The 25,511-nt window shown below is 36.8% G+C and carries 25 protein-coding genes; 13 read left to right on the top strand and 12 right to left on the bottom strand.

The window, feature by feature from the left end; translation table 11 throughout:
* Positions 1-29 precede the first annotated feature (29 nt).
* Positions 30-1,256: an MFS transporter gene (locus tag M0D58_RS16230; RefSeq protein WP_248391630.1), complete on the top strand. Its 1,227-nt coding sequence runs from the start codon at positions 30-32 to the stop codon at positions 1,254-1,256.
* A gap of 471 nt (positions 1,257-1,727) precedes the next feature.
* Positions 1,728-3,758 (top strand): TonB-dependent receptor, encoded by a 2,031-nt coding sequence (locus M0D58_RS16235; protein ID WP_248391631.1) that lies wholly within the window; start codon positions 1,728-1,730, stop codon positions 3,756-3,758.
* A gap of 43 nt (positions 3,759-3,801) precedes the next feature.
* Here the strand turns inward: M0D58_RS16235 and M0D58_RS16240 are convergent, their stop codons facing one another.
* Positions 3,802-4,764, bottom strand: coding sequence for a YpdA family putative bacillithiol disulfide reductase (locus M0D58_RS16240; protein ID WP_248391632.1), 963 nt, complete (start codon positions 4,762-4,764; stop codon positions 3,802-3,804).
* A gap of 151 nt (positions 4,765-4,915) precedes the next feature.
* On the opposite strand from M0D58_RS16240, the gene M0D58_RS16245 reads away from it, so the two are divergent.
* The gene (locus M0D58_RS16245; RefSeq protein WP_248391633.1) at positions 4,916-5,560 is read left to right on the top strand and encodes a hypothetical protein; all 645 of its coding nucleotides are present in this window, start codon (positions 4,916-4,918) and stop codon (positions 5,558-5,560) included.
* 144 nt (positions 5,561-5,704) lie between these two features.
* Here M0D58_RS16245 and M0D58_RS16250 read toward each other — a convergent pair whose 3' ends face one another.
* From M0D58_RS16250 to M0D58_RS16285, 8 genes are all read right to left on the bottom strand, one after another.
* Positions 5,705-7,015 carry a glycosyltransferase family protein gene (locus tag M0D58_RS16250; protein ID WP_248391634.1) on the bottom strand — a complete coding sequence of 437 codons (1,311 nt, stop codon included), beginning with the start codon at positions 7,013-7,015 and terminating at the stop codon, positions 5,705-5,707.
* Positions 7,016-7,193: 178 nt separating this feature from the next.
* The gene (locus M0D58_RS16255; protein ID WP_248391635.1) at positions 7,194-7,508 is read right to left on the bottom strand and encodes a GxxExxY protein; all 315 of its coding nucleotides are present in this window, start codon (positions 7,506-7,508) and stop codon (positions 7,194-7,196) included.
* Positions 7,509-7,618: 110 nt separating this feature from the next.
* Entirely contained in the window at positions 7,619-10,153 is a 2,535-nt protein-coding gene (locus M0D58_RS16260; protein ID WP_248391636.1) for a hypothetical protein, read from the bottom strand.
* A 10-nt stretch (positions 10,154-10,163) separates the two neighbouring features.
* The gene (locus M0D58_RS16265) at positions 10,164-10,403 is read right to left on the bottom strand and encodes a hypothetical protein (RefSeq protein ID WP_072885326.1); all 240 of its coding nucleotides are present in this window, start codon (positions 10,401-10,403) and stop codon (positions 10,164-10,166) included.
* 85 nt (positions 10,404-10,488) lie between these two features.
* Complete coding sequence (locus M0D58_RS16270) at positions 10,489-11,541, bottom strand: DUF6263 family protein (RefSeq protein ID WP_248391638.1); 1,053 nt, start codon at positions 11,539-11,541, stop codon at positions 10,489-10,491.
* 37 nt (positions 11,542-11,578) lie between these two features.
* The gene (gene rlmB, locus M0D58_RS16275) at positions 11,579-12,328 is read right to left on the bottom strand and encodes a 23S rRNA (guanosine(2251)-2'-O)-methyltransferase RlmB (protein ID WP_248391640.1); all 750 of its coding nucleotides are present in this window, start codon (positions 12,326-12,328) and stop codon (positions 11,579-11,581) included.
* A gap of 116 nt (positions 12,329-12,444) precedes the next feature.
* Complete coding sequence (locus M0D58_RS16280; RefSeq protein ID WP_248391641.1) at positions 12,445-12,837, bottom strand: four helix bundle protein; 393 nt, start codon at positions 12,835-12,837, stop codon at positions 12,445-12,447.
* A gap of 32 nt (positions 12,838-12,869) precedes the next feature.
* Positions 12,870-13,340, bottom strand: a complete 471-nt coding sequence (locus tag M0D58_RS16285) for a DinB family protein (RefSeq protein ID WP_248391642.1) — start codon at positions 13,338-13,340, stop codon at positions 12,870-12,872.
* A gap of 250 nt (positions 13,341-13,590) precedes the next feature.
* Here M0D58_RS16285 and M0D58_RS16290 point away from each other — a divergent pair, with 250 nt between their 5' ends.
* The 10 genes from M0D58_RS16290 (at position 13,591) to M0D58_RS16335 (ending at position 22,400) form a co-directional block, all read left to right on the top strand.
* Positions 13,591-14,595, top strand: coding sequence for an AAA family ATPase (locus M0D58_RS16290; protein WP_248391643.1), 1,005 nt, complete (start codon positions 13,591-13,593; stop codon positions 14,593-14,595).
* Positions 14,595-15,017, top strand: a complete 423-nt coding sequence (locus tag M0D58_RS16295; protein ID WP_248391644.1) for a GNAT family N-acetyltransferase — start codon at positions 14,595-14,597, stop codon at positions 15,015-15,017. Before M0D58_RS16290 ends, M0D58_RS16295 begins: the two co-directional genes overlap by 1 nt.
* Positions 15,018-15,159: 142 nt before the next feature.
* Complete coding sequence (locus tag M0D58_RS16300; RefSeq protein WP_248391649.1) at positions 15,160-16,023, top strand: DUF58 domain-containing protein; 864 nt, start codon at positions 15,160-15,162, stop codon at positions 16,021-16,023.
* A 67-nt stretch (positions 16,024-16,090) separates the two neighbouring features.
* On the top strand, positions 16,091-16,987 hold the full coding sequence (locus tag M0D58_RS16305) for a BatD family protein (protein WP_248391650.1): 897 nt from the start codon (positions 16,091-16,093) through the stop codon (positions 16,985-16,987).
* Complete coding sequence (locus M0D58_RS16310) at positions 16,980-17,972, top strand: VWA domain-containing protein (RefSeq protein WP_248391651.1); 993 nt, start codon at positions 16,980-16,982, stop codon at positions 17,970-17,972. The genes M0D58_RS16305 and M0D58_RS16310 overlap by 8 nt, the downstream gene beginning before the upstream one ends.
* Positions 17,972-18,979: a vWA domain-containing protein gene (locus M0D58_RS16315; protein WP_248391652.1), complete on the top strand. Its 1,008-nt coding sequence runs from the start codon at positions 17,972-17,974 to the stop codon at positions 18,977-18,979. The genes M0D58_RS16310 and M0D58_RS16315 overlap by 1 nt, the downstream gene beginning before the upstream one ends.
* An 88-nt stretch (positions 18,980-19,067) precedes the next feature.
* Positions 19,068-19,808, top strand: a complete 741-nt coding sequence (locus tag M0D58_RS16320; RefSeq protein ID WP_248391654.1) for a tetratricopeptide repeat protein — start codon at positions 19,068-19,070, stop codon at positions 19,806-19,808.
* Complete coding sequence (locus M0D58_RS16325; RefSeq protein WP_248391656.1) at positions 19,808-21,553, top strand: BatD family protein; 1,746 nt, start codon at positions 19,808-19,810, stop codon at positions 21,551-21,553. Before M0D58_RS16320 ends, M0D58_RS16325 begins: the two co-directional genes overlap by 1 nt.
* A gap of 44 nt (positions 21,554-21,597) precedes the next feature.
* On the top strand, positions 21,598-22,200 hold the full coding sequence (locus M0D58_RS16330) for a MarC family protein (protein ID WP_072885314.1): 603 nt from the start codon (positions 21,598-21,600) through the stop codon (positions 22,198-22,200).
* Positions 22,201-22,205: 5 nt separating this feature from the next.
* Positions 22,206-22,400 (top strand): hypothetical protein, encoded by a 195-nt coding sequence (locus tag M0D58_RS16335; protein WP_248391658.1) that lies wholly within the window; start codon positions 22,206-22,208, stop codon positions 22,398-22,400.
* Positions 22,401-22,490: 90 nt separating this feature from the next.
* On the opposite strand, the gene M0D58_RS16340 is transcribed toward M0D58_RS16335, so the two are convergent.
* Genes M0D58_RS16340 through M0D58_RS16350 form a run of 3 tightly spaced genes read right to left on the bottom strand, consistent with a single transcriptional unit; the run spans position 22,491 to position 25,508 of the window.
* Positions 22,491-23,540, bottom strand: coding sequence for a chorismate-binding protein (locus M0D58_RS16340; protein ID WP_248391660.1), 1,050 nt, complete (start codon positions 23,538-23,540; stop codon positions 22,491-22,493).
* Positions 23,488-24,384 (bottom strand): porin family protein, encoded by an 897-nt coding sequence (locus tag M0D58_RS16345; protein ID WP_248391662.1) that lies wholly within the window; start codon positions 24,382-24,384, stop codon positions 23,488-23,490. The genes M0D58_RS16340 and M0D58_RS16345 overlap by 53 nt, the downstream gene beginning before the upstream one ends.
* A gap of 11 nt (positions 24,385-24,395) precedes the next feature.
* Complete coding sequence (locus M0D58_RS16350; RefSeq protein WP_248391664.1) at positions 24,396-25,508, bottom strand: RNA polymerase sigma factor; 1,113 nt, start codon at positions 25,506-25,508, stop codon at positions 24,396-24,398.
* Positions 25,509-25,511 lie beyond the last annotated feature (3 nt).

A 25,511-nucleotide genomic window follows, 5' to 3' on the forward strand; every position in this document is an offset into this window, starting at 1 on the left:
AGGATAAAGTCCTATTAAAATATAAAATCATGAAACTTATATATTTATATACCAACTCATTCAAAGGGCTTTCCAAAGAAAGCTGGATGCTGGCGCTGGTGATGCTCATCAACCGGGCCGGTTCCATGGTACTTCCTTTTTTGGGAGTATATATGACCAATCATTTGCATTTCAGCATAGAAAATACCGGAATTGTGCTGAGCTTTTTCGGGATTGGTTCCGTTATAGGCTCCTGGCTTGGCGGATTTATTACCGATAAGATTGGGGAATATAAAGTACAGTCTTTCAGTTTACTGCTGAGTGTCCCCTTATTCTGCCTGATTCCTGTTTTCAAGACAGAAGTTGGGGTTGCAGCTATTATTTTGATTCAGAGTATTGTAAGCGACGCTTTTCGGCCGGCCAACTCCGTTGCCATCACCAAATATGCAAAACCCGAAAACATAACGCGGGCATTTTCATTAAACCGGATGGCGGTCAATTTAGGGTTTTCCATTGGTCCTGCTTTGGGTGGAATTTTATCAGCGATTTCTTACGAGTTTCTCTTCTTTGCGAATGCGTTTACAGCTTTATCAGCCGGAATTCTGTACATTGTTTTTTTTAAAAAACGAAATAAACTTGCCAGACTGAAAGCCAAAAAAATAAAAGAAGTGATTGAAATTAAAAAAGACCGCTCGCCGTACCGCGACAGTAAATTTTTACTATACTGTTTCTTCTGCATGCTCTTTTCCATCTGCTTTTTCCAGTTGTTCAGTACTTTGACTATCTTTTATAAAGACACGGCTCATCTCAGTCAGCAGAGTATCGGTTACATTCTTGGCTATAGCGGATTTCTTGTGGTTCTGCTGGAAATGGGACTCGTTCAGGTGGCGGAAAAGTATTTCAGTCTTGCGGTGACCATGTTTCTGGGAACTTTTATCTGTGGACTTTCCTATGCAATGCTGGGTTTTGATCACGGGATGCTTACTCTTGTCCTTTCAATGAGTTTGCTGTGTGTTGGTGAAATCTGGGCGCTGCCTTTTATGGTAACCATTACGGCATTGCGGTCCGGTAAAAACAACAAAGGTGCTTACATGGGACTGAACGGAATATCATTCTCCATCGCATTTATCATAACCCCATATCTTGGAACTTTAATAGCAGAAAAGCTCGGCTTTACAACATTGTGGATGGGGACCGGAATTTTAGCAACAGCGATTGCCATTGCATTTTATTTCATTGTTCCTTGGATGATTGGCGACAGAAAACACGCTGAATAATTTTGGGCGTGTCCCTCATTCCAAAGCTAAACCTCATAGGTTTAAAAACCTATGAGGTTTCCTCTACAAATTCGGGTCGGGCTGCTTTGGGGTCCGCTTCGCTTCCGTACTCGCTCGTTCCTCACTCGCACCGGCTCCTGCGTCGCCGCCCGCCGCATCCCTCACGCGAGAAGTCATATCAAAAAAGCTTGTCAAAATACAAATTGACAGGCTTTTATAAAAAAAACATGAATATATTTCAATGAATTAATTTCAAATATTAGTACAGCTTCTTATTCTGTAAAAATCTCAACAATATCTAAATTCACAATAATTAACATTAAGAAATCTAGGCTAAGAAGAATTAAGAAAATACATTAATTAAATAATCTGCGTAAATCCGTGAAATCAGCGGGAAATGCTTCGCAACGTAATTAATAAAATTTTAAAAGTATTAGAATAAAAAGAACAATTTTTGCTTACAATTAGACAATGAAAAAAGTCTACATTCTTCTACCCATCATTTCTACAACTTTCCTATCGGCGCAGAAAAGAGACTCTGCACAATTGATCTCAGAAGTACAGATTGATGCGTACAAAAAGCCGACAGCTTTTATTTCTTCCACCAAATCAGTGTCTGTCGTTTCACAAAATCTGCTCAACCAGAATCCCCCAGAAAGAATGCTGGAATCCATCAACCAGATCTCCGGTGCAAGGATGGAAGAACGTTCCCCCGGAAGTTATAGGATTTCACTTCGAGGAAGTACCCTTCGTTCGCCTTTTGGAGTGCGGAATGTAAAGGTATATCTTGACGATTTTATCCTTTCGGATGCTTCGGGCAATACTTATTTTAATATAATTTCTCCCGAACTCATCAACAGAATGGAAATTTATAAAGGTCCGGAAAGCGGCGATTACGGTGCCGTCACAGGCGGAACCGTACTGCTGAAAACATCAGATTCTGAAAAGATGTCAGCTAATCTCGCAACAGGAAGTTACGGAACATTTAACCAGAGCTTTAATCTTTCCAGGCAACTGGGAAAACATTTTGTTGAAATTTTTCAGAATTATTATCAGACAGATTCCTACCGCGAACAGTCTAAAGTTGTACGAAAACAGATATTCCTGAAAGATCATTTTCAATATGCACAGAACGGCTCGCTGAAGGCTATGATTCTGTATGCTGATCTTGATTACCAGACGCCCGGTGGACTTACTCTTGAGCAGATGCAGATGAATCGGAAACAGGCAAGACCTGCAACCAAAACACTTCCCGGTGCGGCAGATCAGGATGCAGGAATTCGTAATAAGATGATTTTGGCAGGACTTTCAAACGAGTATAGTTTTAATAGGAATTTTTCACATTTCATTCTTGTTCAGGGATCTTACGTAGATTTTGAAAATCCATTTATTACCAATTTCGAAAATCGTTTCGAGAAAAATTTTGCTCTGCGTACTCATTTCAATTATGAAAGAAACTGGGAACATATTTCATTGGCATATCGCTTTGGATTTGAAGGAGGAATCAATGATATTATCGTGAAAAACTACGATAACAACAGAGGAATTCAGGGTAATCCGCAGAATTTTGACAAGATTAAAAACACTTCAGGATTTTATTTTATTTCCCAAAAATTAAATATTGATGAAAAACTTTTTACGGATATTTCTTTAAGTCTGAATTCAAACTCTTACGATTGGGAAAGGTCTTTTCCGGATGTCGGGCAGGGAAAAGTAAGCTTTAAAAACCAGTGGCTGCCCAATTTTGGACTGAGTTATCTTCTGGCTAAAGGTTTTTCAGTACGCGCAAAAGTAGGGAAGGGCAATTCGGCACCGACGAATGAGGAGATACGTGCATCAGATCAGCAGTTTAATGCAGATCTCAAACCGGAATATGGTTGGAATAAAGAATTCGGAATCCGAAAACAGTTTGGAAATGCAGTTTTTGTGGAGGGAAGTTATTTTGATTTCAGGATGAAAGATGCCATTGTCAGACGTCAGAATGATGCTGGTCAGGAATTTTTTGTTAATTCCGGGGAAACTGTTCAGAAAGGTTTGGAACTCTTGATAGAATCTAAAAATTTTAACCTTAAAAATAATATTTTCAGCTTTTTGAAATTCAGAATGTCGGGAAGTTTTTACCGGTTCACCTTTGAAAATTACCGCCAGAACGATGCAGATTATTCAGGAAATGATCTCACCGGTGTTCCACGGACGACTGTAAACAGTCTGCTGAACTTTGTTTTGTTTAAAAAACTTGCTGTAGATTATTCACATTTTTACACCTCAAAAATCCCACTGAACGATGCCAATTCCGTATGGTCAGAACCCAGTCTTGTGGGAAATATCCAGTTCAGATTTCCTTTTGAGCTTGAAAGGACAAGACTAAATTTGTTCCTGCAGATACAGAATCTTTATAATGAAGATTATGTTTCCGGCTTTGATATCAATGCTTTCGGGAATCGCTATTATAATCCCGCTGCTAAAAGGAATTTTGTTCTTGGTGCAAAGATTGATTTTTAAGTAATTGCGAACGAGTGCTGGAATTCTTACCATGAATTGCCTATTACTTTGAAAGAATATGCTGAACAATCATTTCCGCATGAATTCTGGAATTTTCAATAAACCAGAGATGGGTATCTTTTCCTCCGCATACAACCCCGGCAAGATATAACTTCGGAATGTTGGTTTCCATTGTTTCATTATTGTACAAAGGGTTGAGACATTCTCCCTGTAGTTCAATTCCTGAATTTCTGAGGAAGTCGAAGTCGGGAAGATAGCCTGTCATCGCCAGCACAAAATCATTTTCGATTTCATGAATTTCACCTTTTTCATTTTTAAAAATGACTGTTTTTTCCTTAATTTCAAGAAGTTCTGCATTAAAATGAGCGCTAATACTTCCTTCTGCAATTCTGTTTTCAATATCTGGTTTTACCCAATATTTTACACTCTTGGAAATTTCAGAATGACGGATAATCATTGTCACTTCTGCTCCTTTTCTGTAAGTTTCCAGGGCTGCATCAACCGCAGAATTACTGGAGCCTACAACAACGATTTTCTGTTTCGCGTATGGATAAGGTTCGGTATAATAATGTTTTACTTTAGGAAGATCTTCTCCCGGAATATTCATCAGATTCGGAATATCATAGAAGCCGGTTGATATGATTACATTTTTTGCAGAATATTTTCCTTTGGTAGTTTCAACAACGAAGATTTCATTTTCTTTGGAAACTTTTTCTACCTTTTCATACAGATTGATATTGACATTCCGTTGTCTTGTAATTCCCTGGTAATATTCCAAAGCTTCCTGCCTTCCGGGTTTCGGAGCAGTAGAAATGAATGGGATTCCATCGATTTCAAGTTTTTCTGCGGTAGAAAAGAAACGCATATACAAAGGATAATTGTATAAAGAATTAACAATCGTTCCTTTTTCGATAATGAGATAGCTTAAATTATTTTTCTGTGCTTCCAGAGCGCAATTCAGTCCGATCGGCCCACCTCCAATGATAAGAATATCCAACGTTTCCATTTCACAAAATTACAAAAAACAAGCCACGTAAGTATTTTAACAGTCTTCAAAAATAATAATCTTGATAATTTAGATCTATCCTGCAAATCTCATAAAATAGACAATAAATGTGGTATCGTTTTTGGTGAATTTAGCCAATACTCTTAAAATCATGAGAAAAATAATGTTTTCGATTATCATTTTTGGTGTCGTTGCTTGTAAAAAAAATCCTGAAAAATTTGTCAATGATCGTCCTGATTCTGTTACTAATATTGATGATAATCAACAAGATAAAAGTATTGTCAATACATCGTTAAACAAAGAAGAATCTCTTAAAAAACTGAATGAAGGTATTATTCAGGCATTAAAAGATAAAAATTATCAAAGATTAGCAGCATATATTCATCCTCAGAAAGGAGTGCGGTTTTCCATGTATGCATTTGTAAATCCCGAACAGGATAAGAAGTTTTCAAAATCTGATTTTGAAAAATATCTTCCTTCCAAAACAATTTTCACCTGGGGAGCACTGGACGGAAGTGGTGATCTGTATAAAGCTACAATCAGTGATTATTTAAGGAAATGGGTATATTCAGAAGATTTTGCAGCAGGCCAGGTTTCATTAAATGAATTTCAGGGCAGCGGAAACTCACTGAATAATCTAAAAAAAATTTATCCAAAAGCGGATTTCACGGAAAATTTTCTCAAAGGTTCCGATGCCAATAGCGGTATGGACTGGAAATGTCTTCGTCTTGTTTTTGAAGAATTTCAAGGGAAATATTATCTTGTGGCGGTTATTAATGACCAGTGGACGATCTAAATGATTACTTTTAAGCACTGCAGGCCCAGTGTGACAAAGCTAATTCTAAAGTTATGCATTATCACGCTGAGCTTGTCGAAGCCTCATAATTAAATAATAATCTCTGGCTCAACTTTGATCTTATCCTTAACCTTTAGTAATTTCTTACTCTAAAATTTCGGACAGCCTCTTCGTAAGATTTCTTCTGGAAAACTGCTCAATATTTGTTGTATTTTCAGCAGAATACCCATTTTTCCAAAGGTCAAACTTCTCTAAAATAAACTCTTTGATCGTATCGGAATTCTGGTAGCTGAAATGCTTTCCCGCCTGGGTTTCATTTAATATTCTTGAAACATCGGCATCATCCGGTCCAAAAGAAATAATCTGTTTTCCGGTTGCAAGATATTCGAAAATTTTTCCCGGAATAATACCTTTGGAAGATTTGTTCGGAAAATTGGTAATCAATAGAATATCGGAGGTCTGCATTTCTTCAATTGCTTTATCGTGCGACAAATAGCCAAGATTCAGGATGTGATTTTTTAAGGCCGAATTTTCTAAATCTGCTAAAATTTTATCATCAATTCTTCCTGCAAATTTCAAGACAAAACTTTCAGCAAAATCTGCATTCTGACGTATAAGATCATTAAGTGCTTTCCAGAGGTTTTCCGGATTTCTGAGCTGTTCGAGTACACCGATATAACTCAATGTGAAAGTTGAAGTGTTTGAGGGTCGGGACGTTTTAGAGTTTGAGCTTATTGTTGGGGAATCGGTTTCATCAAATCCATTCGTAATACAAAAAGAATTGGCCCCGTTTTTCCTGAAATTTTCTGCGTCGGTATAACTGGTAGCCAGAGTAATATCAGCATTTCTGAAGACTTCGCTTTCCATTTGGCGATGCTTCCTGTCCGAACTTTTGGTTAATTTCAGATGTTTGTAATAGGAAATTTCTGTCCAGGGATCTCTGAAATCGGCAATCCATTTTAGGTGAGGAAGCTTTTTTTTGAGGTTTAAACCAATCAGGTGTAAAGAATGCGGCGGTCCCGACGTTACAACGACATCTATTTTGTTTTCTTTTAAATAGTGTTCTAAAAATTTTACGGAAGGTTTCACCCAGAAAACTCTCGCATCAGGAATGAAAAAATTACCTCTCACCCAGATCGAAAGCCTGGATTTCCAGCTCTGGTTTTTGCCAACGTCAAATTGCCCGGCTTTGAACTTTTTATTGCTTTTGTTAAGTTTTTCGGCGAGCTGATAAGGCTCCCAGATTTTTGTCTGTACGATTTCCAGATCTTTCGGAACATCTTTTATAAGGCTGTCATCCAGCAAAGGATAACTCGGGTTTTCGGGGGTATAGACAATTGGTTTCCAACCGAATTCAGGGAGATATTTTGCAAACTTCAGCCACCTCTGAACACCGGGCCCTCCCGCCGGCGGCCAGTAATAGGTGATGATGAGTATTTTTTTCGGAGAGTTCATTTATAATTATTTTTAACCGCAAAAGATGCAAAAGATGCTTGTTGTTTTAGTGTTCAAAGAGAGCAAAACTCAAAGAATACATTTTGCAAACTTTTGAATAAACTTTTCAATATTATCTTCTTTTGTTTCTTTTGCGGTTAAATGATATATTATTTTTTAGTCATATTGATCAAAGTACCTATTTATAAATGTTTCCTGACCAAAATGATAAAATATTTTTAACATTAAAATTTACAAGAATTCCTTTTGGAGCTTTTAATAAATTGATGTAATTTATAACCTGAGCTTTATGGATTTCCAAGATAGATGATACGGATTTTATTTCCAGAACAATTAAATCTTCAATTAAAAAATCGCATTTAAAATCACAATTTAAATTTTCATTTTTGTAAACCACAGGAATTTGAAATTCAGATTTGTATTCAATATTTCTTAATTTAAATTCCTTTACCAAAGCTCTATGATACACAATTTCTGCCAGTCCTGCACCCAAGATCTTATGAACCTCAATGCAGGCTCCGTTAATTCTATAGGTAAGATCGGTTATGTACTTTTGGGTAATCATCAATATACAGCTTTTTCAGAATTTAAACCTCTAAAATACTAAATAGCCTCAACTTGTCTTTTGTCTCTTTTGCAGTAAAGAACATAAATTCCGACTCCACTCAAAAGAATAAACAATCCGAAGCAAATTAATGAAATCCACTTACCTTTTTCAATCACTTCCGGTTCGAATACCATTCTTATATCATGTTTTCCTGCAGGAACGTGTACTGCACGAAGAAGGTAATCTGCCTTGATATACGGAACTTCTTTCTCATCAATAAAGAATTTCCAGCCATGTGGATAATAGATCTCGGAAAATACAGCGAGCTGCGGTGTTTTTGATTGAGATTTGAATTCCAGTTCGTTGGGTTGATAATTTGTTAGGTTGATAAACGCTGTTGGATCTGCCTGAACCGTTTTTCCGTCAAAATATTTTTTGTCTGAAGCGGCAATAACTGCTGTTTTCTTGCTGTCTATTACTCCAATGGATTTAATTTCCTGATTGGGCGACTCTACAAATTGAAGATCACTCACAAACCATGCATTTCCGTTGGCTTTCGGATTGGCAATAGCCTGTGGCTGTTCAGGACCACCCAACACAAGATATTTTGCATTTAAGAGATTAAGGATATTCGGAACTCTTACCGAATCCATGATCTGGAAATATTCGTTGATCACGTCATCATATCTTCTCAGTTTAACTGCGTGATATCCACCGATGGAAGATTTGAAGTAAGAGGTATTCGTTTCACTGAATGTTCCTAAAATATTATTGAAAATCCTGTAATGTGTTTTATCTTTTTCCGCGATGGTTTCCAGCGTTTTGTTGACATTTACATTCGCAAGAATAGGTTCCAGATTCGGATTGCCCTGAACTTTTTCCGCCATTAAGTCTGAACTTTCCGTTTGGAAAGGATTTTCTGCAAAGATCTTATCCACATAATTATCGTCATTCAGATAACGCTTATTTACAGTCCATAGATCGAATAAGCTTACGACACCAATGATTACCAAAGCAATATTATGATTGAGTTTCTGCTTTAAAACCATGAATAAAACACCGGCCGCAATGGCAACATAGATGAATGCTTTAAGGGCATCAATCCTGAATAATTTAAACCGTTCTTCACTCAGATAATCCAAAAGGAAAGGAGGAAGATATGTTTTTTCATTCTCGGTATGGAAACCTAATAAAGATTTTCCGAAAATCAGTAAAATCAATACAAAACCCAGCGTTCCGCCTCCAACATAAAGAAGGATTTTCTGCTTATATTCCTGAGTTAGCTCATTGTCTTTGAAAAATCTGTATAATCCGATAATCGCAATTAAAGGAAATAAAAGCTCTACAACCACCAAAATAGATGACGGAGCCCTGAATTTATTATAAAAAGGAACGAAGTCAATAAAAAAGTCGGAAAGCGCCATGAAATTGCTTCCCCAGGCTAAAAAGATCGTCAGAACCGTTGCTCCAAGAATCCAGTAACGGTATTTTTTCCAGGCAAAGAAAAACCCTAAAAGCGCTAAAAAGCAGACAATTGCTCCCTGATAAGCCGGCCCTGAAGTTCCGGGCTGATCTCCCCAGTACGTAAGACTGCCGAAACCTTTGGAGATCCTGTCCATCTCAGCCTGCGAACCTACATTTTCCTGAACGAGCTCCTGAATTCTGTTCATCATTTCTTTTCCTTCGGGCTCCTGGCTTCCGCCGCCCATCAGTCTTGGGATGAAGAGATTCAGTGTTTCAAGCTTTCCGTAGCTCCACATCAGCATACTTTCTTTATCCATCCCCGAATTTCCTCCGGTGTGGCTGTCGTTTGTTAAGATCTGCTTTCCACGAACCGTTTCTTTCACATATTCGGAGTTGGCCATAATTCTCTGGGAATTCATCCCGACACCGATAATGCATGCAGCTGCGATAATTCCTGATGAAACAAGAAAATGTTTCATCGGTATTTTTTTCTGAATGGCGCGAATTAATTCAGACAAGAATAAAAATCCTAACGCAAGGAACAGATAATACGTCATCTGCGGGTGGTTCGCTGCAATCTGAAGTCCCATAAAAAGGGCGGTTACAATGAATCCCCAGATATATTGTCTCCTGATGTAGACGAGTAAAATTCCGGCAAGAAGCGGCGCAAAATATTCAATGGTATTGATTTTACCGTTGTGTCCTGCCGCAATGGCGATATAAAAATAGGTGGAAAGTCCGAAGAATGTGGCTCCCAGTAATGCGTATTTCCAGTTTCTGACGGCAACCATTCCTAACAGGAAAAAGCCGGCGAAAAGCATAAAAATATAATTGACCGGCCTCGGGAAAGAGTTTAGGGCAGAATCTATGTTTTTGATAAAGTCTCCTTTAAAACGGCTTCCCATCTGGTAAGTAGGCATGCCACCGAACATAGAGTCGCTCCAGTAGGTTTCCTTTCCGGTGTCGGCTCTGTAATCGATGAGTTCTTTTGCGCCTCCGCGATATTGCACGATATCATGCTGGAAAAGCTGTTTTCCCGTAAAAACAGGAGTGGAATATAAAAATGCTAAAACTATAAATACAATTATTGAAACTGCAATATAAATCAAGTTTTTATTTTTCGCCATGTGATGGTTATTATCTTTTATTTTCGGAATTACCTTTATCAGTACTGTCTTTTACTTCTTCGTAATCTACGGTTTCAGCATCCCAGTTGATATTGTTTTTATTTGAGTTTCGTATGTCCTGCTGCTTATCATTTTGGTTATTATTGTTAAATCTGTAACTATAAAATGTTTTGAAAAAAATCCTTTTAAGGATATTCCAAACAAAGAAAATAATGATCGCGGCTAATACCAGCTCAAAAATATATTTCATAATATTTAAATGTTTTGGTTCAGGGTTTAAAGTTTTGCGTTCAGATTTGAAAAACTTTAAACCCGAAACCCTGAATTTTAAACTTTTATTTTGCAGACGGATTTACCATCACAGAAGAATTGGAAACGCTTTTCATAGATTGCGATTCTTTTCCGTTTGAAATGGTTTCGATCTGTGTTGTTTTTACAGAAATATTCTGATTGCTGATCCATCCTGTATTCTGATCAAACTTTATGGTTCCGTTCTGGCTGAGTTCACTGCTTAAGCTGTGTGTGACTTCACCCTGATTCTGCTTTTCCACTTTTTTAGGAATTCCTCCGGTTACGGCAATTTCAGCAATACCGTTTCCTACGCTTTTTAAAATATAATTTGACGTTACTTTTATTTTTCCCTGTGCATCGGCATTTTCACTGTTGGTCCATTTTTCTCCTACTTTTACTCCTTTTTTCGGAATGATCGTCAGATTTTTATTAAACTGGTCTTTCAGAACTTTTTCATTGAATGATTCTTTCAGGCTTTCAATAATGCTTTCTTTCTGACTTTTATCTTTTACAATCGTTCCTACAGAATTTCCCACTTTATTGTAAACCGCATCAAAACCTGTGATGGAAATAACGTTTCCTTTGGTATCCATTTTCATATTCAGCTTATTTCCGGTAAGCGCTCTGTTGATATTCCAGATCATTTTCAGGTCGTCTTCCTTCGGAATAGGCAATTTGGTATCAACAACGATTGTCTTTCCCTGTGAGGTCTGAGAGTTTCTTTTTGAAATCAGGTTCAGTGTAATGTCATATACATTTCCTTTGATATCGTTTACCGTAAAAGACATTTCATCTGTCGCCTCACTGGTTGCATTTAATGTTTTTCCGGTAGGGTCGGTCATGGTTTTGGTATCTCTCTGATAAGTAGTCAAAGGATAGGTTTTTCCTTTTTCCAGCTTGAAAGTCTGCTTGTAAATTCCTGCAGAATCTTTTATCGCAGGATTTTCTTCCACTTTTGCTACAGAATCGGCAGGTACTTCCACTGTAATTGTTTTTCCGGTTTTAGGATCTACTTTCGTTATTTTTGCCGTTTCTTTTTTATTACATGAAACCAAAGCTATCGTTGAGATCAGCGCTAATGCTGCTATATTTTTCATTGAATTTTTTTTAAATTTTACTATTTCTTTATAGGTACTACAATCCTGCTTTTGCAGTCATTTTCTGTCTTACCGCTTCATACAGGATCGCTCCACAAGCCACCGAAACGTTCAGTGACTGGGTTTTTCCCTCAATCGGTAATTTTATTTTTTCATCCGAATGATGAAGGACTTCTTTTGAAATTCCTGTTTCCTCATTACCCATTACCACGGCACAAGGCTCGTTGAAATTAACATCATAAATGAGCTTTTCAGCTTTTTCGCTCGCTGCAAATACCGATATACCGCTCTGTTGAAGAAAATCTACCACATGAGCAAGATTGGGTGCTTTACATATTTTTACGTTGTAAAGAGCTCCTGCAGATGTTTTTATGGCATCGGAATTAATTGGAGCGGCTCCCTTTTCAGGAATGATTACAGCATCGACCCCTACACATTCTGCCGTTCTGCAGATCGCTCCGAAATTTCGGACGTCTGTTAACCGGTCTAAAATGAGTAAGAAAGGCGTTTTCCCTTCTTCAAATAATTGAGGAACAATATCTTCCACTTTATGAAAAGGAACATCTGAAATAAAAGCCACCACACCTTGATGGTTTTTTCTTGTAAAACGGTTCAGTTTTTCAACCGGAACATAATTGGGACGGATTTTATTTTTGGCTAAAATTGCTTTAAGTTCAGCATAAATAGGCCCCTGAAGTGCATTCTGCACAAAGACCTTGTCAATTGTTTTTCCTGCTTCTATAGCTTCAATTACGGGACGCAGCCCGAAAATAAAATCGTCTTTCATTGAATAATTTTTATGTTTAAGGTTCAAAGTTCAATGTTTAAAGTTTAATGTTTTGAATTTTCTGTTTAAAATAATCCGGTTCAAATCCAGAACCTTAAACTTTAAATCAGAAACCATTATGGTTTATACTTTGTTCCTTTTAAATCTGTAATATTTAAATATTTTATGAATGAGCCTATTTTTCGGCTCAAAACTTCTTTTTGATCTTTTAAGATCTCAAACTTTTCCTGTGAAATGAAATTTCTGTCAAACACTCGGTATAATTGTGATCTTGTTTCTCCACAAGACGCTTTGGCAATAGACAGAAACTGAATAAATTCTTTATTTTCATTTCTTTCAAATCCTTCTGCAATATTATCCATAACCGAACCTGAAGAGCTGTCAATCTGATTGCAAAGTTTAAAATTATTTTTAAGATTAGTAGATTCAATAATTTCGTAGATGTCTTTACACAATTCACGTGAAAGTTTCCAAATTTCTAAATCTTCAAATCTATTTACTGTTGCCATAAATCTTAAACTTTAAACTCAAAACATTGAACCTAATATTTTTCTCCTAAAATTGCTCTTTTTTGTGCCATTGCATAGCCGTAATGCAGGCTTTCGTGCATATTGTTGAAAATGATGGCGTCCTGAATGCTTTTAAGATCCATTCCGAAACTTGTGGTGTACGGAGTGTAATCTGAAAAGAAATCGCTGTCATAATCCCTCATTAAAATCTTTGAGGTTTCCGTTAGTAAGAACTCAAGATCTTCTACTTCAGACTTCTGAACATTCAGATTGGGCAAAGTACCTTTTTTATAAGTTTCAATCCAGTATTTATCAATTCTGAAAGGATTACCGCTAAGGTAATAATGCAGAAGCTGCTGGGTAGCAACGGTATGCGCAATATTCCAGTAAATGTTGTTATTGAAACCGTCCGGAATCAGCAGAAGATCTTCATGAGAAGTATTCTGTAAAATACCCAGAAGGTTCTTCCGTACTTGTCTGTGGGCTTGAAAATGATAATTCACTTTGCAAAATTTTTAATCACCAAAAATAGTTTAATAAACTGGAAATGACAATTTTTGAACAGGTGATTCAGTTAAAATTTATATATTTTTATGAAAATATCTTTATTATAGAAGGCAATCAAGATCATGTTTGTTTTTCAATATCACATTAATGCCGGAATATTTAACAAACTTTAACTCAAAAATAGCATTGTTTGGGTTGATTTATGCAACTATTTATTAGAAATTTACCAATTATTTTAATTAGACTATGTCAGATACATATCAAGCAGAAGATATTCGTCAGCTAACTGAGCAGGTAAGAGAAGCCAATTTCCATTTTTCCCGTCTCCGCGAAGAAATCAATAAAGTAATCATCGGTCAGGAGTATATGATTGACCGTCTTTTGGTCGGTCTTTTAGGGAATGGACACGTTCTTTTGGAGGGTGTTCCCGGACTGGCAAAAACACTTGCCATAAAAACACTTGCAGATGCTGTTGACGGTGAATTCTCAAGAATTCAGTTTACTCCGGATCTGTTGCCTGCCGATGTGGTGGGAACCATGATTTACAATGTTAAAGAAAATGATTTTTCCATAAAAAGAGGTCCTGTTTTTGCCAATTTCGTACTGGCAGATGAGATCAACCGTGCCCCCGCGAAAGTTCAGTCGGCTCTTTTAGAGGTAATGCAGGAAAAGCAGGTAACCATAGGTGACGAAACGATGAAGCTGCCGAAGCCGTTCCTGGTGTTGGCGACACAAAATCCTATAGATCAGGAAGGTACTTATCTGTTGCCGGAAGCACAAAGCGACCGTTTTATGCTGAAATGTACGATTGATTACCCCAAATTTGAAGATGAAAGAACGGTAATGAGAATGGTGTCAACTTCGCATCAGCCCTCGGTAAAACCTGTAATTTCTCTTGAGCATATCGTTGCTGCAAAAGAACTGATTAACCAGATTTACCTTGACGAAAAAATAGAAAAATATATCTTGGATATGGTCTTTGCAACCCGTTTTCCTGAAAATTATGGTCTTTCGGAGCTTAAAAATTATATCAGTTTCGGGGCATCGCCGAGAGCATCAATTAATTTGGCTATCGCTTCAAGAGCGTATGCATTCCTTAAAGGAAGAGCTTTTGTCATTCCTGAAGATGTAAAATCTCTGGCAAAAGATGTTTTAAGACACAGAATAGGTCTTACTTTCGAAGCGGAAGCGGAAGAAATTTCATCAGAAGAAATCGTCAACAGAATCTTAGCGAAAATTCAGGCTCCGTAATGGATGAAGTGATAATTAGAAAGGCAGTTCCGGAAGATTGTCATTCTATGCTGGAACTTATCAAAGAACTTGCGGAATATGAAAAGGCATCGGGTGAAGTTATCCTCACATTAGATCGGTTCATCGAAGACGGATTTGGGGCATCTCCTGTCTGGGGAGCTTTTGTGGCTGAATATAATAGTGAAATTGTCGGTATTTCTTTATTTTACGACCGTTATTCAACCTGGAAAGGACGAAGACTTTATCTTGAAGACTTGGTCGTGACCGAAAGGTGCAGAGGAAAACAGGTGGGGAGAAAATTATTTGAAGCTACGATGGAATATGGAAAATCCCGTCGCTACAGCGGAATGGTCTTTCAGGTTTTAAACTGGAATGAGCCGGTGATTAATTTCTATAAAAAATACAGCCCGAAAATTCGATGATGAATGGTTTAATGTTTCAATCGAGTTTAATGTTTAATGTTTTAGATTTAAAGTTTATTGATGCCATTAAGCCAATTTAAATTTTTAATAAAATGGAACATTTCAAACCAAAAACATTGAACCAAAAACCTTAAACAATTATATGCAGATAAAAGATATTGTAAAAAAAGTCAAACAAATAGAAATCCGTACCCGAAAAAAGACGGAAGCTACTTTGATGGGGCAATATCACAGTGCTTTTAAAGGGCAGGGAATGACTTTTTCGGAAGTGCGTCCTTATCAGTTCGGAGACGAGATCCGCAGGATCGACTGGAATAAAACAGCCCGTTTCCGTGAACCTTTCGTGAAAGTAATGGAGGAGGAAAGAGAACTCACCATGATGCTTTTGGTTGATATTTCTGCTTCAATGGATTACGGAACCAAGAATCAGCTGAAACGCGAATATGTTGCGGAAATTGCGGCAAGCCTGGGATTTTCCGCAGCAGGAAATAATGATAAAGTCGGTTTAATTCTTTTTGCTGACAAGGTTTACAGAGTAATCCCTCCTCAGAAAGGCAGAAAGCACATTCTTTCGATCATCAGTACGATTCTTACGGCAGAATATATTCCTGCAACGGCCAAAATTGATAAGGCTCTGGAATATATGATGGGTATTTTTAAAAGGAAATCTCTGGTTTTCATGTTCTCGGATTTTGAAGATGAATATGATTCCAAAATGCTGAAAGCAGCCGCTAAAAAACACCAGCTCTTAGGAATGAGGATTTTTGACGAAAAAGATAATGAAATTCCGGACGTAGGATATACCTTATTATATGATGCTGAAACCGGTAAACAGATCTGGGCTAATACATCGAATGCAAGATGGAGGTATAATTTTGCGGAAGCTCAGAAGCAGAAACTGAGAGCGCTGGAAGATGATTTTGCTAACAGCTCAGCCAGTTTTCTTAATGTTGATACCGGTTCGGATTATTCGAAACTGTTGTATAATTATTTTCAGAAAAAATAAATATAAAAGTCAAAACCAGCCATTTTAAAAACTGAGTTTTGAACTTTAAACTTTGAATTAATTAAAATTGAAAAAACTAGTATTTATATTTTGTTTTTTACTCTGTGCAAACGCTTTTTCACAGATTCTTTCTTCGAGTGTGGAAAAGAAAACCATTGCGCTCGGAGAGGTGGATCATATTATTGTGACCATCAACAACCTTAATAACGAAAAGGTTTCTGCAGCTCCGGAAAATGAGCTGCTTCCCTTTCATTTTGAGGAAGTGAAAGACAGCATCTCGCAGACGCAGGATATCTATTACAGGAGAATAGAATTTGCTGTTTTTGAAGAAGGGAAATTCACAATTCCTGAGCTGGAGTTTAAAGTGGGAGGAAAAGTCCTGAAAACAATTCCTTATGAAATTGATGTCATCAATACTGCTCAGAAAGATGATCCAATTAATGATATCATGAATAATAAAGAGGTAAAGCTTGAAGTTACCGATTACTGGCAGCTGTATAAGTTTTATATTCTGGCTGCTATTGCAGTTATCGCCCTGATTATTGCCATAATTATGTTCGTAAAATATGGAAGGAAACGAAAAGATTCACCGGTTGTAGCAACCAATCAAACCCTCAAGGAACTCGATTCACTCCAGAAGAAAAAATACGTTGAAACCGGAAATTACCGTTCTTTTTACGTGGAACTGATTGACATTTCAAGAAAGTTTATCGCAAAACAATACCGTTTGCCGGCAGATGTTTTACTAACCGATGATCTTGTAGACCTTATGAAGAAAAACAATACCATTTCCCAGGAAAACGAAAGGGTAGTAGAAGATGTATTCGTAAGAGGTGATCTTGTAAAGTTTGCAAAAACATTCCCGGATAAAGAAACAATGGAAAAAGACCTTGCTGATATAAGAGAATTTGTAAAGCGCTCATCAAAAGATTTGGAATTTGAAAATTTGAGAAAAGATGTTTGATTTTGAGTTTTACAGTCCTTGGTTTTTACTGCTTTTCCTGCTGTTGATCCCTGTTCTGATCCGGGACGTCAGCAGTCAGCAGAGAAAAGGAATTAAAGTTCCTACCGTTAGCAATATGGGAGAAAGCGGAGGAATCCGTTTCGTGATGTTTTTGCTGAAATTTTCAAAGTATATTATTCTTTCTGCATTAATTATCGCAATGGCAAGGCCGAGAACGTTTACCATCTCTCAGGACCGCGACGATACAAAAGGAATAGATATTATGCTTTCGGTGGACGTTTCATTGAGTATGCTTACAAAAGATCTTACTCCGGACCGTATTACAGCTTTAAAAGATATCGCCGTTAAATTTGTCCAGAAACGTCCGAATGACAGAATCGGGCTCGTAACCTATTCGGGAGAGGCTTTTACAAAAGTTCCGGTGACTTCTGATCATCAGGTTGTTATCGATGAGCTACAGAACCTTAATCTTCAGGAACTTGAGCCGGGAACAGCAATTGGAGAAGGGCTTTCAGTAGCCGTGAATCACCTGAAAAACAGTAAAGCCAAAAGTAAAATTATTATTTTGATGACCGATGGAGTCAACACCATTGAAAATGCAATGCCTCCACCTATTGCCGCTGAACTTGCGAAAAATAACAATATAAAAGTCTATACTATCGGAATCGGAACCAATGGATATGCACTGATGCCTACACAGATTGATATTTTCGGAGATCTTGTTTTTACGGAAACAGAAGTGAAAATTGATGAACCTGTTTTAAAAGAAGTTGCCCAAATGACGGGAGGGAAATACTTCAGGGCAACATCAAATACAAGCCTTGAGGAAGTGTATGACGAAATTAATCAGCTGGAGAAATCTGATGTGAAAGTGGCTAAATTATTCAATTATCAGGAATATTTTAAAATCTTTCTTTGGATAGCGTTGGGAATGCTGTTTCTGGATGCACTTCTGAGATGGGTATTATATAAAATTTTAAGTTAATGGATTGGTACTTAGGTAATTATTGGTATTTGTTATTGCTGTTGCTTCTGCCGCTGTTAGCCATTTTTCTGGTCCGTTATTTAAAATGGAAAAAGAAAAAAAGGGAACTTTTTGCGGACAGTCGATTCCATCAGCATCTTTTTGAAAAACGTTCGGGTTTTACAAAGTTTTTTCCTGCTTTATATTTATTGGGAACACTTTTTCTTATTTTCTCGATCATCGATCTTCTGAGCGGTTCTGAAGAAATCAAGACCAACCAGAAACTGAATAATGTTATTTTTATGCTGGATGTTTCAAATTCCATGAATGCTGAAGATATCGACCCAAGCCGCCTTACAGAAGCGAAAAATCTCATTATCCAGACCATGCAGCGGATGAAGAGTGACAAAGTGGGAATTGTAATGTTTGCTGGACAGGCGACTTCTATTATGCCGCTTACAACAGACTACACTTCGGCAGAAACATATGTTGGTGCTATTGAAACCAATTCCATGCAGATTCAGGGAACCGATTTTCTTAACGGGATGAAAGTCGCAGTTCAGAAATTTAAAAATGTAAATAAAGATGCCCGGAAAGTTGTCTTACTGAGTGATGGAGAAGATAATGAAGGAAATGATGACGCTGCCATAAGGCTGGCTAAAAAGGAAGGAATAATGATTACTTCCGTAGGGCTAGGCTCTGATGAAGGTGCGCCGGTTCCCGAATATTCGTTTGGACAGCTGATGGGCTATAAAGCAGATATGTCCGGACAAACGGTAATTTCCAAGAGACAAACGGAAGCTTTGAAAAAAATGGCCGAATCTACGGGAGGAACGTATATTGACGGAAATAATATCAATGAAGCTCCAGAAAGGATTATCGAAGCTTTGAAAAAGAAAACAGGATCTTCTGAAACTATGGTAAAATCACAGAATGCCAATCATTATTATCAATATTTTCTGGCGGTTTCTATATTTTTCTTCTTCCTGATATATATGTTTAATCCGAAAAGAGATTTTAATGTATAATCGAAACCTTCGTTCAATGCCTACTTTAACCCAATTTTAACAATTAAGGCACTGTTTATTAACATATAAAGGAATAATTTTGCATCTGATGAATACTAAAATCATTTTTTTGTCGTTTATTACTGCCTTATTGAGCTCAGGACTACTTTTTGGGCAAAAAAACTATCGTACACTGGTGTATGAAGGCAATGAAAAATTTAACGGTAAAAATTATGATGCAGCTTCCGCAAAATATATGGAAGCCATAAAAACGAATGATAAGGATTTTGCAGCACACTATAATTTAGGCAATGCCCTTTATAAAAGTAAAAAATATGAAGAGGCAAAAGCGGAATTTGAAAAAGCCCAGAGACTTTCTCAGACCGTTCCTGATAAAGCTGCAGCATTACACAATCTCGGAAACGCTTATATGCAGATGAAACAGCCTGAAAAGGCAGCCGAATTTTATAAACAATCTCTGAAACAAAATCCTTACAGCGAGGCTACAAGAAAAAATTACGAGATAGCCAAGCTGAAGGAAAAAGAAAACCAACAGAAAAAACAACAACAAAATAACTCCGGCAAAGGAGGCGGTGGCCAAAACCAGCAGAAAAATGATGATCAAAAAGGTCCCAAAGATCAAAAACAAGATCAGGGACAAGGGCAGCAGAATCAGGGGCAGGGACAAGGAAATAATCCCGAGCAAAAACCTGATAATGAAGGGAAAATCCCAAAACAGCTTGAAAATCAGATACTCAATAAAGTAAGCGATAAAGAGAAAGAAACCGCCAGAAGAATTTTAAATAAAAATTCTTATTCGATGCCCGAAAGCAACGAGAAAGATTGGTGATGCAGAGCAGACTTACCTACATAATATTCCTTTTAATATCCGTAATTTCTTATGGACAGGTAAATCTTAGCGTAACTTCCGATAAAACCACTTACACTGCAAGAGATGTCATCAACCTTACGATTGTGCTGGAAATTGAAGGCAGTGAATACAACAGCCAACAAACCAAGCTGAGGCTTCCGGATTTCTCAAAATTCAATCTCATTGGCACAGGTTCCATAACGAATGGTTTTATGGATCCTGAGACCAACACCGTAATTTCTCAATCTGTTACCCGGCTTGCCTTAGAGCCGAAACAAAAAGGAAAATTAAAAATAGGTTCGTTTCTGATTACCATCAATAATAAGATTTATAAAACCGAACCTTTCGATATTCTTATTAAAGATGTTGATAAAAAAGCTTCTGTCGCAGCGAGTTCCTCAAAAGATGTTTATCTGAATATGGAGGTGGAAGATCGCGAGGTATATCAGGATGAACCTACCATTGCAGTGCTGAAAGTATATTCCAGGAATATGGATAATCTGAGAAAGGTAAAGAATATCCGTCTTCCCAAAGATAATGATCTGGATGTATATCCGGTAAGTTTTGCAAAATCTGAAATTGATCCGTCAGATTATGGAAACATGTCGTCTCAGGTACTGGCCATCTTTCTTATTTTCCCTAATGAATCAGGATATGTTGAGGTGCCCGGAGCTTCTGCTTCAATGAGTACTTTTGCGGGAAAAAATAAAATTATTTCCAATAAAGTTAAAATCAATGTTAAAAAGCTTCCTGAAGATTCTCCTGAATCTTTTAAAAATGCAGTAGGAAATTTTAAGGTAAGTATTTCTAATATTTCTAAGGAAAAAGCCGAAGTGAAGAAACCCATCAGCGTCCTGGTAAAAGTAAGCGGTGAAGGTAACCTGAAAAACATGGAACTTCCAAAGCTTGCCGAATCGCCGGATTATGAAGTGTTTGCTCCTAAAATTACGTCCAATGTAAAAACGGAAATGACGGGAATGAAAGGGGAGATCCTCGCTAATTATCTTGTAATCCCTAAAAAAGCAGGAGGAATTTCTATTAAAACAGAAAATTTTTCTTTTTTTGATCCGTCTAAAAAAGAATATGTTGATCTTGGGCAGGAAGTGCTTAATGTCAATGCATTTTCACATGATCAAATCCTGGAATCGCGTACTACGGTTGAAAAAGTAAATGAATATACAAATACTTTCCTGGAGACGGTAAATACTCCTGTTCTTAAGACAACATCTTTTAAAGTTAAGGAAAAAAGCAGACTGCATTGGAATATTCTTTTCATCAATATTGCTATATTAATTGCACTGTTTGTCGCTTATCTTATTTTCAAGAACTGGCAGAAAAAGCGCAGGTTGCAGAAAACAGGTGAGCCTGTTGTGAAGCCATTAGGCACAATAGCAGAAGCAGAGAAAGAAATCAGGGAACAGCTGAAAACAGATGTGAATGATTATTTTAGTTATTTGGAAAATCTCAAGGATAAAGAAGATTATGAGAAGTTTTTTCAAACCTTTGAAGAATTGGATTCTGAAGTAAGAAATCAATACTTCCAGAGCTCCGCAGAAGATTTTGCCGGCTTCCTTGAAAACTATAAAGGTGCTGCAATTGCCGAAGAATACAGAAGTCTTACTCAGAAAATACAGATTGAAAAGTTTGCTCCTGTAAAATCTTCGGAAGGAATGGATATTCTCTTAAGTTCCATTGTGAATTTATATTCTCAAATTAGCAAATAGTTAATTTATTTTCATATTTTTGCGAAATTAATAATTCTAAAGGCATGGAGATTTTCAATGATTTTTCTATTAAAGAAATCGTTACCTGTTTTATGGTACTTTTTGCTGTGATCGATATCATAGGATCTGTTCCTATTATCGTAAGTCTTCAGCAGAAATTCGGTAAGATTGAAGCCGAAAGAGCTACTATTACTGCAGGTCTGATTATGCTTGTTTTCCTGTTCGTAGGAAATAAAATCCTCAAATTCATCGGGGTTGATGTTAATTCATTTGCCATTGCCGGTGCTTTCGTGATTTTTATTATCGCCCTGGAAATGATTCTGGGGATTGAAATTAACAAAACTTCCGAAGCAAGGTCTGCATCTATTGTTCCCATTGCTTTTCCTTTGGTAGCAGGAGCCGGAACTTTAACCACCACTTTGTCTCTTAAAGCTGAATTTCACGATATTAATATTATTTTTGGGATCATTCTCAATACAATTTTCGTATATTTGGTGCTGAAATCTGCAAACTGGCTTGAGAAGAAAATAGGTGATGCCACACTGGCAATCCTGCAGAAAGTTTTCGGAATCATTCTGTTGGCAATTTCAATTAAATTATTTACCGCAAATTTTGCCGAATTGGTAAAAACATATATTAATTTTTAAGAATCATGCAGAAGTTTTATAAAGTATTTTTAGTTGTATTTCTAGTGTTCATCGCAATTAATCTGTATGCACTGGACTGGCAGACTGATTTATTATCAGAAGATAATCTGAAGTTTGTATTTTCAGCGGCTTCAGCGCTCATTGGTATTATTTTACTTTTTGTAATGAATACATGGAGTAAAGTAGGCGTTAAAAAATAAGAATTATATTACAAAATCTATATAAACCTCTTTCTTTCCCGAAAGAGGTTTTTTTACGAAATTTATTGATGCTAACTGAAGGAATTAAAGCTATTCCGTGATCATCGCGAGATTTTTCAGAATCGCTTCAGATTTAAGTTCTGTTTCACGCCATTCTTTTTCCGGGCTGCTTTGTGCGGTGATTCCGCCTCCTACAAAGATATGTACGGAATCCTGGTAAAGTTTGCAGCAACGAAGGTTGACAAAGTAATAGATGTTTTCTTCTGTTTCAATTTTAATATATCCTGCATACAATTCGCGGGGAAATTTTTCCAGTTCACGGATCTTCTCTTTACAAAAATCCTTGGGAATGCCGCATACTGCAGGAGTAGGATGTAATTGTTGAATAATGAGGTCAAGGTTTTCTGGTCGGATCATGGCTTTGAAATCGGTGCGAAGATGTTTGATATTTCCTGAGACATGATCATAGGTTGCAGATTCTTCAATATCATCAGAATAATTTTTCAGAATATTTCTGATGTATTCCGTAACGGGTTTTTGCTCTTTAATTTCCTTTTCAGACCAGCTTTCCGAAACAGGAAGCGTTCCTGCAAGGCTCATCGTTTCAAAGGTATGTGCCTTTTTGTTAAATTTGCCTAAAACCTCAGAGAAAGCTCCCATCCAGGCATTTTTTTCATCAGTAAAAATATACCGGAATGCATTCGGATAAGAATCACAAAGATTTTTAAAACTTTTTGAAAGATCAATTTTGAGAAAGTCTGTTATGATCTTTCTTCTGGAATACACCAGTTTCGGAAGCTGATTTTGATTGATCACGTCAATCACATTAGCGAGATTTTTAAGATATTCGTCCTTCGTTTCCGGAGTGAAATGATTGCTGTCTTGTGAAAGAGCACTGCTTACAAGTTGAGTAAGATCTGTTTCTTCAGGTTTTATTTTAATTATCTTTCCGGGATGCGCAACCGTTTCAGATCCTTCAAAAGAATGAAAAACAATATGTTGTTCATCAGAATTGTTGTTATCTGCAGAATACAGATTTTCGTCGAATGGAAGTTTAAAATAAATCATTGATAGTGCATTTCGAAGATCAGCGTCCGGATATAGCGTAGGAAATCCCAAAGTTGATTTTTCTTTCTGCAAAGGTATTATTAGTCTTAAAAATGTCAAAATCAAACGTACTGTTTTTTAAAGAAACATTTTTCATTTTATATTGTTGATATTCTAAGGATAAATATACCTTTCTGATAAGCCTGTACTGAACTCCCAAAATGAAACCGAAATTGGTTTGGTCGCTTTTAAAATCGTCCAATTTGCCAAGAATATTGTTTTCCGGAACTAAAAACTGCATTTTGTAGGTATTACGGTTAAATAAAACTCCTGCAAAAGGACGAATGTTTTTCCACTCATAAATAAATTTTAGTTGAGCTGAATATTCAAAATGCTTGTTGTTGAATTTTTGAAATAATAAAGGCTGGCTATCTTTGGTGAAATAATAGCCGTTAAGAATGGTATCATCTCTATTGGCATCGAGGTCAAATGTCGAATTCCAGTGAGAAATACCGGCGGAAATTAGCAAATAGGTCTGTGGTGATAGTATATTCTTTGAAAACCAGATGTTAAAATTCTCTCCCAACTGAGCATTCTGGTTAGAAACAGCTTTCGTCCAATCACTCATTTTTAAACCAAATCCTGTTTCAATTCCAAATGCAGACGCTCCGGATTTCTGTTTTCTGATTCTGTTTTTTGCCCTCTGTTTTTCAATATCTTCTTTATAGATATTTCGTACGAAAAATTTTTCTTCCAATCTGGGTTCCGGAAGTAGTAAACCGTTCGGTTTAAAACGGATCGGCTTAAGAAGGTAAACCGTGTCATAAACGACAACTTTTTCATAAACATATACGGTGTCTACTTTTTTTCGCCTTTGAGCATGAAAAAAACTGATCAAAAATACAAGCAAAAGAAAAAAAATCTTTTTGAAAATCATGGCCCGATTAGTTACTTTTCGATAAATATAGTGTCTCTCCTGATTACTTTTTTGACAACAATTACTTTTTGTGGAGCCTCATCAAGAGAATCTCTATGGATTACATTCTTTGTGCTTTTATGGATTCCCACGATTTTTTCATCATTAATATGTTGTTTTTCTGCAGCATGCTCTTTCTGTTCAGATTCTATATCATCAGATGTATTTTGAACTGACGGTTTTGCAGATACTTCATCTGAAAGTCCGGAATTTTTATTTTGTACAGAGATTTCATCCGTCTCTTTAGAAGTATTGCCGGAACCATTCGCTGAAACTGTGTGATCTTTAAATGATAAACTTGTTTTTCGATTTACTAAAAATAAAGAAGTTATGATGATGACAAGAAACGTAAGCCCAATTACCGTTTTGTTTTGTAAAGATCTGTTTGAAGAAGAGATCATAACGCTGCCGGTTTTTATATCTGAAGGAATCTGAAGTTTCCTTGAAGAAGCTATTTTGAAATCTGCAAATTTACTCTGGAAAGTCTGCGCCCAAAGCAATCCGCCAAGTCCAAAAATAACAAGAACCTGTGCTATCTTGTTTTTCGGCGTATTTTGATTCACATAATTATTCAGCAAATAATTTTGTATTGATTTTTTTGCACGTAAAAGATGAGATTTTGAAGTGTTAACCGTAATTCCCAGTAATCCTGAAATTTCAGCATGTGATTGGTTTTCAATAAAATACAAATTAAAGACGGATTTGTGGTGAGGAGGCAGGCTATCAATAGACGAAAGCAGTTCTTCATTGGTAAAATCGTAGATGAAGATATTTTTATCTTCTAAAATAGGGTGTTCCATTTCTGATGAGTTATCTGGAATTTCTGATGGTTCTGTAGAGATAAAGGTATCTTTGCTATGCTTACGGATATGCTGAAGAGCGTTATTAACTACAATTTTTTTGAGCCATGCAAATAAAGCTTTTTCATCATTCAGCTGATCATTTTTTTGAATAGCCGTAATGAAACTATCGTGCACAATATCCTCTGCAGTATAAATATCCTGTATATATCTGCGGCAAATCCCCAAAAGTTTTGGGGATAAACCTGAATAAATTTTGTTCCAATCCGGCTTTATTTTAGACATAGA

The organism is Chryseobacterium nepalense (genome assembly GCF_023195755.1).
GTDB lineage: Bacteria > Bacteroidota > Bacteroidia > Flavobacteriales > Weeksellaceae > Chryseobacterium > Chryseobacterium nepalense.